Annotated in this window: 14 protein-coding genes; 3 read left to right on the top strand and 11 right to left on the bottom strand. The window is 54.5% G+C overall.

Annotated elements, in window-relative coordinates; genetic code table 11:
- Both AB7E14_RS09245 and sra read right to left on the bottom strand, forming a co-directional pair.
- On the bottom strand, positions 1-1,673 hold a 1,673-nt coding region (locus AB7E14_RS09245; RefSeq protein WP_428169482.1), incomplete at its 3' end, for an NAD-dependent malic enzyme.
- Between the two features lie 171 nt (positions 1,674-1,844).
- Positions 1,845-1,988 (bottom strand): stationary-phase-induced ribosome-associated protein, encoded by a 144-nt coding sequence (gene sra, locus AB7E14_RS09240; protein ID WP_042319017.1) that lies wholly within the window; start codon positions 1,986-1,988, stop codon positions 1,845-1,847.
- A 227-nt stretch (positions 1,989-2,215) separates the two neighbouring features.
- On the opposite strand from sra, the gene osmC reads away from it, so the two are divergent.
- Positions 2,216-2,647 carry a peroxiredoxin OsmC gene (osmC, locus tag AB7E14_RS09235; protein ID WP_043000697.1) on the top strand — a complete coding sequence of 144 codons (432 nt, stop codon included), beginning with the start codon at positions 2,216-2,218 and terminating at the stop codon, positions 2,645-2,647.
- A 75-nt stretch (positions 2,648-2,722) separates the two neighbouring features.
- Here the strand turns inward: osmC and AB7E14_RS09230 are convergent, their stop codons facing one another.
- Genes AB7E14_RS09230 through AB7E14_RS09200 form a run of 7 tightly spaced genes read right to left on the bottom strand, consistent with a single transcriptional unit; the run spans position 2,723 to position 9,610 of the window.
- Entirely contained in the window at positions 2,723-3,646 is a 924-nt protein-coding gene (locus AB7E14_RS09230; RefSeq protein ID WP_043000698.1) for an oligopeptide/dipeptide ABC transporter ATP-binding protein, read from the bottom strand.
- Positions 3,639-4,625 (bottom strand): ABC transporter ATP-binding protein, encoded by a 987-nt coding sequence (locus tag AB7E14_RS09225; RefSeq protein WP_044257945.1) that lies wholly within the window; start codon positions 4,623-4,625, stop codon positions 3,639-3,641. Before AB7E14_RS09225 ends, AB7E14_RS09230 begins: the two co-directional genes overlap by 8 nt.
- On the bottom strand, positions 4,625-5,512 hold the full coding sequence (gene ddpC / locus AB7E14_RS09220; protein WP_316961658.1) for a D,D-dipeptide ABC transporter permease: 888 nt from the start codon (positions 5,510-5,512) through the stop codon (positions 4,625-4,627). Before ddpC ends, AB7E14_RS09225 begins: the two co-directional genes overlap by 1 nt.
- Complete coding sequence (locus AB7E14_RS09215; RefSeq protein ID WP_044326786.1) at positions 5,509-6,531, bottom strand: ABC transporter permease; 1,023 nt, start codon at positions 6,529-6,531, stop codon at positions 5,509-5,511. The genes ddpC and AB7E14_RS09215 overlap by 4 nt, the downstream gene beginning before the upstream one ends.
- A gap of 44 nt (positions 6,532-6,575) precedes the next feature.
- On the bottom strand, positions 6,576-8,126 hold the full coding sequence (locus AB7E14_RS09210) for an ABC transporter substrate-binding protein (RefSeq protein WP_044326787.1): 1,551 nt from the start codon (positions 8,124-8,126) through the stop codon (positions 6,576-6,578).
- Positions 8,127-8,141: 15 nt separating this feature from the next.
- Complete coding sequence (gene ddpX / locus AB7E14_RS09205; RefSeq protein WP_044267621.1) at positions 8,142-8,729, bottom strand: D-alanyl-D-alanine dipeptidase; 588 nt, start codon at positions 8,727-8,729, stop codon at positions 8,142-8,144.
- Positions 8,730-8,743: 14 nt separating this feature from the next.
- The gene (locus AB7E14_RS09200; protein WP_044267623.1) at positions 8,744-9,610 is read right to left on the bottom strand and encodes a MurR/RpiR family transcriptional regulator; all 867 of its coding nucleotides are present in this window, start codon (positions 9,608-9,610) and stop codon (positions 8,744-8,746) included.
- A gap of 402 nt (positions 9,611-10,012) precedes the next feature.
- On the opposite strand from AB7E14_RS09200, the gene hdeB reads away from it, so the two are divergent.
- Both hdeB and AB7E14_RS09190 read left to right on the top strand, forming a co-directional pair.
- The gene (gene hdeB / locus AB7E14_RS09195) at positions 10,013-10,342 is read left to right on the top strand and encodes an acid-activated periplasmic chaperone HdeB (protein WP_043000705.1); all 330 of its coding nucleotides are present in this window, start codon (positions 10,013-10,015) and stop codon (positions 10,340-10,342) included.
- 157 nt (positions 10,343-10,499) lie between these two features.
- Entirely contained in the window at positions 10,500-12,431 is a 1,932-nt protein-coding gene (locus AB7E14_RS09190; protein WP_316961657.1) for a methyl-accepting chemotaxis protein, read from the top strand.
- 52 nt (positions 12,432-12,483) lie between these two features.
- Here the strand turns inward: AB7E14_RS09190 and dosP are convergent, their stop codons facing one another.
- Together dosP and AB7E14_RS09180 are read right to left on the bottom strand one after the other, a co-directional pair.
- Positions 12,484-14,889 (bottom strand): oxygen-sensing cyclic-di-GMP phosphodiesterase DosP, encoded by a 2,406-nt coding sequence (gene dosP / locus AB7E14_RS09185; protein ID WP_316961656.1) that lies wholly within the window; start codon positions 14,887-14,889, stop codon positions 12,484-12,486.
- Positions 14,890-14,915: 26 nt separating this feature from the next.
- A partial coding sequence (locus AB7E14_RS09180) for a diguanylate cyclase (protein WP_428169481.1) occupies positions 14,916-15,581 on the bottom strand: 666 nt, incomplete at its 5' end.

Here is a 15,581-nt window from a genome sequence, read left to right as displayed (position 1 = left end):
CGATATTCCGCCTGCCAGAAGTTCTCTTCGATAGCCTGCAACAGCGCTTCAGCGGAGGTTTTCACCGCCACACCCTGTTGCTGCGCCATCTTCCCGACGGCAAACGCAATGGCGCGCGAGACGGTCTGAATGTCTTTCAGTTCAGGCAACACCAGACCTTCACCGTTGAGCACCAGCGGCGAGTACTGGGCCAGCGTTTCACTGGCGGACATCAGCATCTCGTCGGTAATGCGGGAGGCGCCGGAAGCAATCACACCCAGCCCAATCCCCGGGAAAATATAGGCATTGTTACACTGGGCGATGGGATAGACTTTGTCTTTCCAGACCACCGGCATAAACGGGCTACCGGTCGCGACCAGCGCGTTGCCTTCGGTCCAGGCGATGATGTCCTGCGGCGTCGCTTCCACACGCGAGGTGGGGTTAGACAGCGGCATCACGATCGGACGCGGGCAATGCTTGTGCATTTCGCGGATGATTTCTTCAGTGAACAGACCGGTTTGCCCGGAAACCCCAATCAGAATATCAGGCTTAACGTTACGGACCACATCAAGCAGCGACAGCACTTCGTTGTCGCTGTCCCACGCCTGCAAATTTTCACGCTTCTGTACCAGTTTGGTCTGGAAGGAGAGCAGATTCGGCATCTGGTCAGTCAGCAGGCCAAAGCGATCCACCATGAAGACTCTCTCACGCGCGGCTTCTTCACTTAATCCTTCCCGCTGGATTTGAGCAATGATCTGTTCGGCGATACCGCAACCAGCGGAACCCGCGCCAAGGAAAACTATTTTCTGTTCGCTAAGCTGGCTGCCTGCCGCCCGGCTGGCGGCGATCAGCGTACCGACGGTCACCGCGGCGGTGCCCTGAATGTCGTCGTTGAACGAACAGATTTCGTCGCGATAGCGGTTAAGTAGCGGCATGGCGTTTTTCTGCGCGAAGTCTTCAAACTGCAGCAGAACGTCCGGCCAGCGATGCTTAACGGCCTGAATGAATTCATCGACAAACGCATAGTATTCGTCGTCGGTGATGCGCGGATTGCGCCAGCCCATGTATAACGGATCGTTGAGCAGTTGCGGGTTGTTGGTTCCCACATCCAGCACGACGGGCAGGGTGTAGGCCGGGCTGATGCCGCCACAGGCGGTATACAGCGAAAGCTTACCGATGGGAATACCCATCCCGCCGATCCCCTGATCGCCAAGACCAAGAATTCGCTCACCGTCGGTGACCACAATCACTTTGATGTTGTGGTTGGGGACGTTTTGCAGGATGTCATCCATGTTGTGGCGGTTCTGATAAGAGATGAACACGCCGCGCGCGCGACGATAAATCTCGGAGAAACGTTCACAGGCCGCACCTACCGTTGGGGTATAGATCACTGGCATCATCTCATCGAGATGGTTGTTAACCAGTCGGTAGAACAGGGTTTCGTTGGTATCCTGGATATTGCGCAGGTAGATATGCTTGTCGATTTCCGTTTTGAATCCCTGATACTGGATCCAGGCACGTTCTGCCTGTTCTTCAATCGACTCAACCACTTCCGGCAGTAACCCCAGCAGGTTGAAGTTACGGCGCTCTTCCATGCTGAATGCACTGCCTTTATTCAGTAAGGGGAATTCCAGCAATACAGGGCCAGCGTAAGGAATATAAAGGGAACGCAGTTTTTTACTTTTGGTTTCCATGTCACTCACTCTTTTTTTGAATATCCGTCCCTGGCACTTTTTATAATATGTTGCCATTCCGCCAGGGCATCGGGCACAGAGTATAAAGCATCGTGCATGAATTAAGGCTTTTGTAAGCAAAAACACCATCGCGTTTGCGATGGTGTTTATCGTCATATTCGGGCTGTGCGGTTACTTTTTGCTGTCTGCGTGGCGTTTTCTGCCGGTAGGGTTGTTCACCACGCTGGATTTATCACCTTCAGTCACCACTTTGCGCTGATTGGAGATTTTATGGTCCAGTCCAAGAATATGACGGGCCTGACGGTTCGATTTCATTCTAACTCCTTTATCCTGTTACTGGTTTCAAGGATGAGTCCATATGACTGCGGACGAAATATAACCCTTAAGGTCGACGGTACCGATGGATACCGACCTGATTGATAGTCGGACATTTAATCGGAAAGGTCAATGTGTAAGCAGGGAATTAAGAAGTCTCTGCTAACGGCCACGAAATCGGATGAGCGTCCTATACTTGTTATCCCGACGACAATAAGGAGCGAACGATGACAATCCATAAGAAAGGTCAGGCACACTGGGAAGGCGACATCAAACGCGGAAAAGGCACCGTTTCGACGGAAAGCGGCGTGCTGAACCAGCAGCCTTATGGTTTCAATACCCGTTTTGAAGGGGCGAAAGGCACCAATCCGGAAGAGTTGATCGGCGCAGCGCATGCTGCCTGTTTCTCAATGGCGCTTTCATTGATGCTTGGTGAGGCGGGCTTTACGCCGGAGGCTATCGACACCACGGCTGACGTGTCGCTGGACAAAGTTGATGCCGGTTTTGCGATTACCAAAATCGCGCTGCACAGCGAAGTGAACGTGCCGGGAATCGATGCCGCCACCTTCGACGGTATTATTCAGAAAGCGAAAGCCGGCTGCCCGGTGTCGCAGGTGCTAAAAGCTGAAATCACCCTCGATTATCAACTGAAGTCGTAACGGCAGTATTGCCCGGTCGCGTGATGCTGACCGGGCATAAATACGTTGAATTCGGCCTACGATTCCCGGGCATTATCAGGCACGCCAACAACGAACGTCCGTTCCCGCATCAAGCCTGCGCAGCGCCTGTCGAGTTTCGCAGCCGTGGGTCGCCAACGGGCACCGGTCGCGAAAAAAACAGCCCGTCGGCAGTACCCGGTTGCCAGGTAATTCCGTTTTGCGAATCACCCGTTCTTCAGCCAACGGCACGCCGGTTTTTGGTACGGAATCCAGCAGCAGACGGGTATAAGGATGTGCCGGGGTGGAGAGCACCTGCGCGGTATCGCCGAGTTCGACGATTTGCCCGAGGTACATCACCGCCACCCGGTCGCTCATATGACGTACCACCGAGACGTTATGTGAGATCAGAATGTAGGTCAGATTGCGACTGGCCTGCAACGCAACCAGCAGATTCAGGATCTGCGCCTGGACGGAAATATCCAGCGCGGAGGTCGGCTCATCCAGCACGATCACATCCGGTTCTGACGACAATGCCCGGGCAATCGCGATACGCTGGCGCTGTCCGCCGGAGAAAGCATGCGGCAGACGATCGAGATATTCCGGACGGATCCCGACCTGGCTGGCTAAGGTTGCCGCCAGCGCCCGTCGCTCCCGTTCACTGCTGCGTGTTTGAATCCACACCGGTTCGGTGATAATTCGCCACACCGGCAGACGTGGATCCAGTGAGGAGAGCGGGTCCTGAAATACCATCTGCATTTCGGTCGACGATGAATCCTGTTGATACTGTCCCTGGCTGGGCTTTAGCATTCCCATAAGCAACTGCGCCAGTGTGCTTTTCCCACAGCCGGACTCACCGACAATCCCCAGCGTTTCGCCCCGGCGGATCTGTAAATCCATGCCGTTGAGCGCATGCACGCGTTCGGTGACCCGTCCCAGCCAGTTTTTCTTCGCCGGGAAATTGACGTGCACATCGTGTAAAGCCAGTAACGTTTCAGACATGGGGATTCTCCAGATGAGGATACCAGCAGGCCGAGTGCTGGTCGCCAGCGCCATGCGGGCTCATGGCGGGTACCGTTTCGCAAAGCGGGCCCGCGGCAAAGCAGCGATCCCGGAACGCGCAGCCGCGCGGCAGGCGGGTAAGATCCGGTACGGTGCCAGGGATCGCCGGCAGCGGCTGGCGCGCTTCTCCCTGCTCCGGAGCGCATTTCAGCAGGCCAATCGAATAAGGATGGGTCGGATGGTGGATCACGGCATCGGTCTGACCACTTTCAATTACGCTGCCGGCATACATCACGTACAGCCGATCGCACAGTTGCGATACCACCGCCATGTCATGACTGATAAACAGCACGGCCGTACCGCTGGCGCGGGCCTTGTGTTTCAGCAGGCGCAGCACCTGCAACTGTACGGTGACATCCAGCGCAGTGGTAGGTTCATCAGCGATGATCAGCGCCGGTTCGCAGGAGAAGGCAAGGGCGATCATTACCCGCTGACGCATGCCGCCTGAAAGCTCAAACGGAAAGCGGGTCATCACGCCGGCGGCGTCGGGGATCTGCATCTCCTCCAGCAGGGTAATCGCCTTTTCCCTGGCCTGCGCACGGCTCACCGTCTGATGATGGCGAATCACTTCCACCATCTGCTGGCCGATACGTCGCGTTGGGTTGAGGGCCGTCATCGGCTCCTGGAAGATCATCGCCACGCGCGCGCCGCGCCATTGACGCATTTGTTTCTCGCTGGCGTTCAGCACATCTTCGCCCAGTAGCGAGACGCGCCCTTGATGAATGCGGTAGCTGCCTTCCGGCAGCAGGCGCATGGTGAGCATTGCGGTGACTGACTTCCCTGAACCCGATTCACCCACCACGCCAACAATCTCGCCGCGTTGAATGCGCAGCGACACATGGCTCAGGGCGTGAACGTCGGCCTTGTATCCCGGAAAACTCAAGTGTAAATCGTCTATTTCCAGCACCGGTTGAGTCATTACTGTTTTCCTCCTGCTTTCGGATCCAACAAATCACGGATCCCATCACCGAACAGGTTAAAACCGACGGCCGTGATCAGGATGGCGGCGCCAGGGAAAGCGCAATACCACCACTGATCGAGAACGTAATTACGACCAATCGCGACCATCGCGCCCCATTCGGCGCTCGGTTGCTGAGCGCCAAGCCCGATAAAGCCCAGCGTGGCCGCCATCAGAATGGCGCTGCCAATATCCAGCGATGCCTGCACAATCAGCGGCGGCAACGAGTTACGCAGGATGTGCCAGCTAATCAAATGCCTGCGGGAAGCGCCATACGTGCGGGCGGCCTGAACATAGGTAAACTGGCGCACGACCAGCGTTTGTCCCCGCGCCAGACGCACGTAAAAGGGAATACGTACAATGGCAATCGCCAGCATCGCGTTAAACAGGCTCGGCCCGAGCGCTGCGGCCAGCGCCATCGTCAGCACCAGCGAGGGGATCGACAGCATAATATCCATCATCCGCATGATGATGGCGTCAGCGCGACCGCCCATGACGCCGGACAGGCAGCCGAGCAGTGAGCCAATACCGCCCGCAATCCCGACCACCACCAGCCCGGCGACAATCGACTGCTGGCTGCCCACCAGCACGCGGCTGAACAGGTCGCGTCCAACCTCATCGGTTCCGAACCAGTGCGCCGCCGTTGGCGGCAGCAGCCGCGCACTTAAATCGATCGCATTCGGATCGTAAGGCGTAATCCACGGCGACAGCACCATCAACAACAGCATCAGGACAATAATCACACCGCCAATCATCGTCAGCGGACTGCTTTTCATCAGCCAGAGCAGTCTGGCCCAGTCAATGCGCCGACGCGTCACGCGTACCGGCGTCTCTTCGGTTAACATCATTCAGCACCTCCACGCCCAATGCGCGGGTCCACCCACAGATAGAGCAGATCCACCACCAGATTGACCAGTACATAGGCAAAAGAGACCACCACGGCGAAGCCCATCACAGCCGGGAAATCGAGCGCCTGAATAGAGGTCACCACCCAGGCGCCCATTCCGGGCCAGGCAAAGACGGTTTCGGTCAGTACCGCGCCATACAACAGATCGCCCAACGCCAGTCCAAGCACGGTAATTGACGGGATCAACGCGTTGGGCAGCGCATAACACAGCACGATGTACCAGCCGGGAAGACCGCTGGCTTTCGCCGTGCGGATATAATCTTCGCTGAGCTGTTCCAGCATCGCGGAGCGGATTTGCCGCGCCACAATTCCCAGGTGAACAAACGCCAGCGTCAACGACGGTAAAATCAGATGCTGTAAGGCATTAAAAAAGACCTCACCGTTGCCTTCCAGCAGGGCATCGATCAGATAAAACCCGGTTACATGCGTTGGCGGATCCAGCCAGTCATCCAGTCGACCACCACCCGGCAAAATTTGCAGATGGCCGTAAAACAGCACGATGACGCCCAGCCCCAGCCAGAAGGCTGGCGTCGAAATACCGGTGATTGCCATCAGACGTACCAGGTGATCCAGCCAGCGGTTACGCCAGACGGCGGAAAGAATGCCCAACGGAATACCGATGACCAGCGCCAGCAGCAGTGAACAAAAGGCCAGTTCCAGCGTTGCCGGGAAAAAGACGCGCAGTTCTTCCATCACCGGACGCCCGGTGCGAATGGAAATGCCTAAGTCCCCCTGGAAGACATCGCTCACGTAGCGCGCGAACTGCACATACAGCGGTTGATTCAGCCCAAGCTGTTGGCGAATGTTTTCGACAATCTCGTCGCTCGCCCGGTCGCCCGCCAGCAGGCGCGCCGGATCGCCTGGGATCAGGTGCGAAATAATAAAGGTGATGACGCAAACGCCGGCCACCACAAGGACAAGTCCCCAGCAGCGCTGGCGCAAAATGCTCCAGAAAGTCATTGGCTTCCCCTTGCGGAGCCTGTACGGCTCCGCATTAACGTGGCTTATTTGCTCATGGTGCTGATATTAAAGACCTGTTCGAGCATCGGGTTGAACACGAAGCCTTTGACCTCTTTGTTCATCGCTAACTGGTAGTTCTTCTGGAACAGGTAGACGTAGGCCGCTTCATCAATGACGATTTTCTGCGCCTGCTGGTAGTCCTTGGTTCTGGCGGCCTGGTCGGTGGTGCTTAGCGCACTGCGCAACAGCTTGTCGACATCGGCGTTTTCATAGAACGAGCGGTTACCGGGGAGTCCTTTCTTGTCAGACTCAAACCAGTAGTTCATGAACATATAGGGGTCAGCGAAATCCGGGCTCCAGTTGCCGATGGCGATGTCGTAATCACCTTTGCCTACACGATCACGCATAGTGGCGTTCGCCAGTTTCTCCAGCTTGACGGTAATTCCCAGTTTGCTGAGGCTGGCCTGAGTGGCAAGGGCGATCGGCTCCCAGTTCGGATCGTTGTCGGAATAGAGGAAGCTCAGGCTGGTGGGTTTGCTGGCGACTTTTTCCCATTCCGCTTTCGCTTTGGCTTCATCAAAGTTGTATTGCAACGCAGAGGCGTCGTAACCCCACATGCCTTCCGGGATCGGCCCGCGCATCTGCTTGCCGTTGCCGCTGAGGATCCCTTTCACCATTCCCTGATAGTCGGTGGACCAGGAAATCGCCCGGCGTAGATCCGCCTGATTCAGCGGTGCTTTGCTGTTGTTCAGATAGAGATAGGTCACGCGCAGTGACGGATAGTCAGCTACGGCAACTTTGCCTTCCTGTTTTAACGCGTTGAGCTGATCCACCGGCAGGGCATCCGCGATGTCGATATCGCCGCGCGACAGTTGCAGACGACGCGACGCGCTCTCGCCGATAATTTTCACCGATACGCGTTTAAAGTTCGGTTTTGGACCGGCGTAATGCGGGTTCGGGACCAGCACCAGCTGTTGGCCTTTCTGCCAGCTTTTCAGCATAAACGGCCCGGAACCTGCGGTGTTTTGTGCCAGAAAACCACGGGCGTCATCTGCGGCATGCGTTTTCAGCACCGCCGGGTTGATGATGGACGCGCCGTCATTGGCCAGCGTGTAAAGGAACGGGGCGAACGGTTGACTGAGGGTAAATTTCACCGTGTGTGCATCGACCGCGTCTACCTTGAGATCTTTAGGAAACGCTTCTGCCGGACCCTGGCTGATTTTCAGCAGGCGTTCGAAGGACTGTTTCACCGCCTCAGCGGTGACGGGGGAACCATCGGCAAATTTGGCCTGATCGTTAAGCGTAAAAGTCCACTCTTTCTGGTCGTCAGAGGCTTTCCAGCCGCTTGCCAGGTCACCCTCCACCTCGGTTGAGCCTTTATCGCCTTCGGTTTTGTACTTCACCAGACGCTGATAGGACGGGTAGGTCACTGTCCAGTCGTTATTATCGATAGTCACCGCCGGATCAAGGGTTTGCGGATCAGCGGCTTTACCGATCACCAGCATGTCTTTCGGGACGGCAGCCTGGACCGCAGGCAGGGCCATCGCCAGGGAAACGGCAATCAACGCGGGACGAAACAACGAAGTTACTTTCATGACGACGCTCCGGAATCAAAAAGAGGTATGTGTTGTTGTGGTTGTCACGGGAAAACAGGCAATACAGTCTTCCAACAGCGGATAGCGACTCGCGGCGGGTAACTCAAAATGCCACCACTCGCTGCTGATGCCGACAAAGCCACCGCCAAACATAATGGCATTGAGTAACAGCCGGTTACGCTGTGCAGCGGCAGGAACAGAAGGGTGATATGCATGTGAACGGTCGTGCATTTCATCAAAACCCGCACCCATATCGAGGATCTTGCCATTGGCGTCTTTCAGCGTGACGTCGATGGCTGTTCCGCGACTGTGGTTCGAGCCGATGGCTACATCGACTACGTACTGCGGATCGGGGCAGGCATCCCACAGGATTGACTGTGCCTGTTGCGGACGATAGGCGTCATACACCACCAGAGAAAGGCCCGCCAGTTGCGCAATGCTGATGCTTTTCGCCAGCGCGGTGACCGCATCCTGGTGCAGCAGGCAGCGCGATTCGCGATAAATCGGCGCGCCGGTCAGGTTATCGGCGGTCGCATATTTGAGGTCGATATCCAGCGTCGGAAAAATCACCGACAGATCGACCAGTTGCGGAGTTTCAGACATAGCACGTTTCCTGTTTATTGTTCGAATTGACCAAATTCTTGTTGTAACTGGCGGTTGGTCTGTAGCCGCCCGGTAAGTGAATCGCCCAGTTGTTCCGCCACGCCGGAAAGCAGCAGGTTGAACAGGCAGCTCACCGGCGCCAGCGAATCCCAGAAATGTCCGGTGTCCGTTTTCACCTGCAGTAAATCAATGGGGTAATCCCGCGCCCAGGGACACCAGACATCGGTGATCAGCGCGAGCGGAATGTGCCGTTCGCTGGCGACGCGACAGTACTGCCGGGCGATGGCGGAGTAAGCGCGGGTATCGGTCAGCACCACATACGGTTTCTCAAATCCGGAGTTGAGGGATTCCACCCAACTGCCGGAGAGCCCTTCGGAGTAGTTCACCCGAGGACGCAGATATTCGAGATGACTGAAGAAGGCATTGGCGATCCCCCGCGTCGACTGGATCCCCAGGACATACACCGCTTCCGCCTGCGCCAGTTGTCGGGTAATACGCTGGAAAGCGTCCCCTTGCGCCAGTTGATAAACATGGGCGATCGCGTCAATCTCCAGCGATAGCGACTGCCGCGCGCGGTCCGGCAACTGTTGCTGTTGTTGCCAGGAGTCCAGACGTTCGTTCATCCCCCAGGGCTGATAGGGGACAGAAGGCAGTTCACGCAGGCTGGCTTTAGCATCTTCCAGATTGCGATAGCCGATTTTGCGCAGATAGCGCCCAACGGTAATCCCGCTGGTGCCCGTCGCTTTGCCAATGCTGTCGGCGGTTTCAAACGGGATTTGCGCCACGTGGGTCAACAGCCAACTGGCAACCCGCTTTTCACTCGGCGTATGCAGGCTGAAGGTCTGTTCAATTCGGTTCAGTAACTCAGGTTTTGCTGTCATCACCGTCTCGCTGTTACCAGGCTGTCAAATGTCCACTGACTGTTAGTTCATTAACAATGCAGGACGCGTGCCATGTTCAAAAACGCCGCCGCGACGGGCGACAATTGTTAAATTAATGCCGCATTAATTAACTTATGATCAACATTTGTGCAGCGTAGTGCAGTTTTGGTGCAACGGTAAGGCGAAAGGGCGGTTATCTGCCGGATACGCAGGCGCGATCACACTCTCGCGACGAAATAAACGGCAAACATCAGGATCGGTACCGGGAAATATCAATAACAGCCATAACCAGTGTGGGTGTATTTATTTCTGTGAGAGGAAGGGTATTATTCTTTTCGTTCTACATTAACGGTTTAAAGCGCTCATGTAGAGGTTATTTATATCATTAACGGAGCCATCATAATGAACAAATTTTCCCTTTCTACAGCAGGTATTTTAGTGGCAGCGCTGTTAACCAGTGTCAGCGTCAATGCAGCAACCACTGACGCGAAAACCGACGTCACTCCTAAAAACATGAGCTGCCAGGAGTTCATTGACCTGAACCCGCAGACAATGGCGCCGGTTGCCTTCTGGGTATTAAACGAAGATGAAGACTTTAAAGGCGGCGACTACGTTACTTTCGATGAAACAGTAACAACGGCGGTTCCTCTGACCGTTGAAATCTGTAAAAAACATCCGCAGAGCGAACTGACTAAAATTAAAGACGAAATCAAAAAAGAATTAAGTAAATAAGATTAAGCATGTATTTAAACCCAGCCAGAGTGCTGGGTTTTGCTATTTGTGACAACGTCACATTATTAATTTAAGTCAATACGGAATTCTGTATAAAGCTCTAAAAATACGTGCCGATACTGAATATAAATTACCCTGAAAATAAAAGGATGTTTATATGGTCTGGTATCCGTCACGTATTTCGACTCGTTTGACACTCGGGGGGATCGCGTTACTTGCCGTAACGACGTTAGTGATTGTTGTCATTATGCTTTGGCGCGGGCAACCCCGCGTCGTTGAAGTCAATACGGCACTGATCGAGGAGACCGGGCATGGCCTGACGCGTCAACTCAGCAGCGTCCTGTCACGTATTGAGGGAGAAACCGTCAGTTTGTCGCGACTGGCTGAAGTCCTGCCAAATGATGAAGCGCTGTACCGCGCTGTCGTGCCGCATATTCTCGGCGAACAAAATAATTCGATCATCACCGGGGGCGGGATCTGGCCTGAGCCGGACGCGTTTACGCCTGGTGTTGCGCGGCGCAGCTTTTTCTGGGCGCGCGCTGCCGACGATAAGCTGGTGTATTCTGACGAATACAACGCAGCAGGTGGCAATGGCTACCACAACGAAAGCTGGTATCAGGGCGCGAAGGGCCATTCGCAAGAAAACTGTGTCTGGTCTGATGTTTATCAGGATGCCATTTCCGGAATCAACATGGTGACCTGCAGCATTCCCTATCAACTGGCGGGTAAATTCGCCGGTGTGGCAACCACCGATATTCGACTCGATAACGTCGCCAGCTTTATGCAGCAGCAGGGGGGACGCACCGGAGGATACGCCTTTGTGGTCGACAAACAGGGGCAAATTCTCTATTTCCCACAAAACGATCGGGATCACTACAAGACCGTCGGCGATCTGGTGAAGGCATCAGGCTGGCTGAGTCCTGTCGCTCAACGTTTGCAGAAACTGCGCACTGAAACCACCGATGTCACCTCCGTGGCGCTGGAAAATGATGGCATTCTGAACGCACCATCACGCGTGATGTTGTTCCCGATGGCCGATACCGGTTGGGTGGTGGGACTGGTAACACCGCAAGAACGCATCGTCGGGCTGGCAAAAGTCATGATGCGCGATGTTCTTGAAGTACTGATCCCGGTCATGACGTTGCTGCTGGTGGGCTCCTGGCTGGTGGTTCGCCGGTTGATTGCCCGTCTGGACGACACGCGGCAGGCACTGGACGATATCGCGCAGGGAGACGGCGATCTGACCCGCCGCTTAGAAGTGAAGGGCAAGGACGAAATTTCAGCGATTGCGGAGGCGTTTAACCTCTTCGTGGACAAAATTGCCGCCATTTTGCTTACGGTGCGCAGCAGCAGTGAAGTGGTGGCGAATAACGCCGTTAGCCTTGCTGACAGTAATACTGAGCTGTCAACACGCGTTACCCAGCAGGCAGCTGCGCTGGAAGAGAGTGCGGCTGCGATGGAACAGCTTAATGCGACCGTTCATCAGAATGCGGGTAATACTCAACTGGCGGATGAACTGTCAGAAAGTACGGCGCAAACGGCCAACCGCTGCGGTGATGTTATGCATGGGGTGATTTCAACCATGGATAACGTCAGCGCCTCTTCGGGCCGCATGGTTGAGATTGTCTCGGTAATTGACAGCATTGCCTTCCAGACCAACATCCTGGCGCTCAATGCGGCTGTGGAAGCGGCTCGCGCCGGGGATGCCGGACGTGGATTTGCGGTGGTGGCGTCTGAAGTGAGAACGCTGGCGCAGCGTAGCGCGACCGCTGCTCAGGAAATCAAAGCGCTCATTGATGAGTCGGTGTCGCACGTCAATGACAGTAGCGAGCAAATTCATCATGCCGGCGATCGTCTACAGGAACTGGTGGGGCATGTTCGTCAGGTGCGTCAGTTAATGGGCGAAATTCGCGTCGCAGGGGAAGAACAGCGTAAAGGCGTAGCCGAAGTGACGCTCGCGGTTACGGAAATGGACAGCACGGTCCAGCAGAACGCGTCGTTGATTGATGATGCCGCGGCGCGGACGCAGATCTTAAAAGCGGAAGCAGAAGAGCTGGCCTTACAGGTGTCGTCGTTTAAATTGCCGTAACGTCAGGAAGCCCGGTAAGCGACAACGCCACCGGGCATTCCGTCACAATGAATCAGATTTTCAATGGCAACGCCGTCTGCATCCAGGCGGCGATCTCATCAGCTGGTAGGGGGCGAGAAAAATAATATCCCTGAATCACCGGGCAATTCATCGAGCGCAACAACTCAAATTGTTCTTTCGTTTCAACCCCTTCCGCAATGACAATCAGGTTCAGACTCTGCCCGATAGTGATAATCGCTTCCAGCAAGGACTGAATACGTTTCTCGGTCTGGCAGCGATCGACAAACGTTTTATCGATTTTCAATTCCGTCACGGGCAGGCTGACCAGGCGGGAGAGACCGGAAAAACCGGTGCCGAAGTCATCGATCGACAGTCCCACGCCCATGTTGCGTAAGATCTCAATGCGTCTGAAGATCTCTTCATCCTGCTCCATCATCATGCTTTCGGTGATTTCGACCGTCAGTTGATCGCCCGGAATAGCAAATTCCACCATGGCTTCCGACACCTGGTCCGGCAGTTGGTTGCTGCGAAAGTGCAGGGCAGAGAGGTTCACCGACAGGGTCGGAATGGTCAGCGACAGCTGGCGCCACTCCGACAACTGGCGACACGCTTCTCTGACCACCCAGCGACCAATATTCTCAATTTCACCCGTCTCTTCAGCGAGCGGAATAAAACGGTTCGGGGGGACGTGACCATGCACCGGATCGCTCCAGCGCGCAAGCGCTTCGAAACCATACAGTTCGCCGGTCTGAGCAAAGATCTGCGGCTGGTACACCAGTCGTAGCCGGTTATTGGCAATGGCGTTTTTCAATGCGGCGCCCAATTGCAGACGCTCTTTCACCGCGAGGTTCATTTCCGGGTTGAAGAACTGCCAGCCATTGCCGCCCGCTTTACGAATAAAATCCATCGCGTTGTGCGCAGTGGACAGCAGATAGTCACGATTTTTTCCTGCTTCATAGCTAATTCCAATGCTGAGGGTCAGCGGGAAGGGTTTGTCGTCAAACAGGGTGGCTTCACTGCCGATATTGATCAGTTCATCCGCAAACTGGGTAATATTACTCATTTCATTGTCGTCACTGACCAGCACGAACTGCGTGCCTTCAATACGGCTTAAATACTGATCGGGTCTGAGCCGCTCGCGGATTTTATTGATGACCTGTTGCAAGACCTGATCGGCCACGGCATAGCCGAGACTGTCGATAACATCCTGGAAGTGATCGACGCTGATGAGAAACACCACTGGTGAAATCCCTTTCGCGCCGTGAATGAGATCATCGAGATAGGAGTGCAGATGATTGCGGTTGGGCAAACCGGTGAGCGGATCAAATTGCAGGAGATGCTCAATATGCTGTCGGCTTTTTTCCTGTTCGAGCGCCAGGGCCGCCATATGCTGACTGATGTCTGCCACGCGTTCAATAAAGGCGCTGGTCTCTTTTCCTTTCGCCGTTTTAATTAACAGCGTCCCGGCTGGCTCACCATCCCGTTGACGGATGGTGAGCGTCCAGACGTTCACCTCTTTTGCGTCAATCTCTTTCGATGACGACGCCCAGAACTGGCGGACGTTATCTTTTAAGGCATACAGTGAAACATGCGTATCCCGCAGCACCGCCTCAATATTGCGGCAAATAATATCGCCCATTTCGTGAAACGGCGGGCTACTGCACATCGCCGCCAGAATGTTGCCTTCGAGCTGACGAATCTGCCGCTCTTCGGTGATATCGGAAAACGTCATAACCAGATTTTGCAGTGCGTTTCGCCGGTCATAAACCTGACTGATAGACACTTTAATCCAGATCTTTTCACCCGCACGGGTGATTACCAGAAACTCATCCTGATCGCGGGTCGTTTTCCAGAGTAACTGTGTGAGTCGCAGGCCATTGTCCGACGGCTCTTCGGGGAGGTTGAGCAGGTTGTCCGGCTGTTGACCCTTTGCATCGGTAATGTCGTAACCAAACATCTCGCTAAAAGCGCGGTTGCACTGCACAATACGCCGCTCAGGGTCGAGTACGATTACCGGGCGGTCCAGGTGGTCTACCGCCAATACCAGGAGGCGTTTCTGTTCCTTTTGCTCCATCTCTACGCTAGCGTCACGCACAAAGGCAAGATAGAAAATTTTGCCTTCAACGTTGACCTTGGAAAGGGCGAAACGGGTCCAGACTTTGGTCCCGTCTTTTCTTTCCAGCAGCAATTCCCGGCTCATGCCTTCAACGCGGGGCTGACCCCCTTCACGGTTATGACGGATAAAATCGGGGTGCGCTGCGCGTAAATCATGCGGGATCAACATCGAAATCCCCTGACCAATCACCTCTTCACGACGGTATCCCCACAGTTTTTCCGCAGCAGAATTGAAAAATAAAACCTCGTCATTGTCATTGATTAGCACGGCACCCATCATGTTCTGCTCAAGAGCAGGAATGAAGATGCTGTCTCCGGTGCTTTTAACGTCGGATAGCTTCATTTATTACCTCTGCTTCCGTATACCCATTAAGAAGCGGGTTTCCACAGTTCAACACAATTTCTGCCCCGTCTTTTTGCGGTATATAATGCTTCGTCTGCTATCTGAATTAAACGTTCATAATCCGGATGACCATTAAACATTGCTGCCCCAATGGACAATGAAAGCGGAATAAAATCCCCCGCAGGCGATTTTATTTTTGTTTTCTCGACGCGACTGCGAATACGCTCCGCAATACGTAGCGTATCGGTTTGTGTCGCTTCAGTAAGAACAATAATAAATTCATCGCCACCGTAGCGAAAAACGTAATCACTGCTGCGAACGTTGTCATAAAAAGCCTGAGACACCCGACGAAGGATCTCATCACCGGTATTGTGCCCCCAGGTATCATTGATCTCTTTAAATTTATCGACATCAATAATAAGAATAGAGAGGGGGGTGCCGGCGCGATTAGCATGGGCGATTTCCCGCTTGAAGATGGTTGGCAGGAAACGTCGGTTGAGTAATTTGGTCAGTACATCCATCCCTACCTCATGGCGCGACACTTCCTCAAACAATTCACGCAGTAGCGTAATGATCTGCGAGACGGTATTGCGGATTTGCAGCAGGAATTTCACCCGTGATGCTTTATTGCTTAACGTTTTCGTTGTCCCACTGGTGTGGTGAAACACGCCGTCAAAGTCCTGAATCAGTCG

The sequence above is a fragment of the Citrobacter sp. genome (genome assembly GCF_050252275.1).
Taxonomy (GTDB): domain Bacteria; phylum Pseudomonadota; class Gammaproteobacteria; order Enterobacterales; family Enterobacteriaceae; genus Citrobacter_A; species Citrobacter_A amalonaticus.
Note: the sequence above shows the minus strand (reverse complement) of the source record. Positions and strands in the feature narration are given on the sequence as shown.

Bases quoted from the DNA above. Each gene is read 5' to 3' on its own strand.
- dosP (WP_316961656.1), bottom strand. From the start codon at position 14,889: ATGAAGCTATCCGACGTTAAAAGCACCGGAGACAGCATCTTCATTCCT.
- AB7E14_RS09200 (WP_044267623.1), bottom strand. From the start codon at position 9,610: ATGACAGCAAAACCTGAGTTACTGAACCGAATTGAACAGACCTTCAGC.
- AB7E14_RS09225 (WP_044257945.1), bottom strand. From the start codon at position 4,625: ATGACTCAACCGGTGCTGGAAATAGACGATTTACACTTGAGTTTTCCG.
- osmC (WP_043000697.1), top strand. From the start codon at position 2,216: ATGACAATCCATAAGAAAGGTCAGGCACACTGGGAAGGCGACATCAAA.
- AB7E14_RS09210 (WP_044326787.1), bottom strand. From the start codon at position 8,126: ATGAAAGTAACTTCGTTGTTTCGTCCCGCGTTGATTGCCGTTTCCCTG.
- AB7E14_RS09190 (WP_316961657.1), top strand. From the start codon at position 10,500: ATGGTCTGGTATCCGTCACGTATTTCGACTCGTTTGACACTCGGGGGG.
- AB7E14_RS09215 (WP_044326786.1), bottom strand. From the start codon at position 6,531: ATGACTTTCTGGAGCATTTTGCGCCAGCGCTGCTGGGGACTTGTCCTT.
- ddpC (WP_316961658.1), bottom strand. From the start codon at position 5,512: ATGATGTTAACCGAAGAGACGCCGGTACGCGTGACGCGTCGGCGCATT.
- sra (WP_042319017.1), bottom strand. From the start codon at position 1,988: ATGAAATCGAACCGTCAGGCCCGTCATATTCTTGGACTGGACCATAAA.
- hdeB (WP_043000705.1), top strand. From the start codon at position 10,013: ATGAACAAATTTTCCCTTTCTACAGCAGGTATTTTAGTGGCAGCGCTG.
- ddpX (WP_044267621.1), bottom strand. From the start codon at position 8,729: ATGTCTGAAACTCCGCAACTGGTCGATCTGTCGGTGATTTTTCCGACG.
- AB7E14_RS09230 (WP_043000698.1), bottom strand. From the start codon at position 3,646: ATGTCTGAAACGTTACTGGCTTTACACGATGTGCACGTCAATTTCCCG.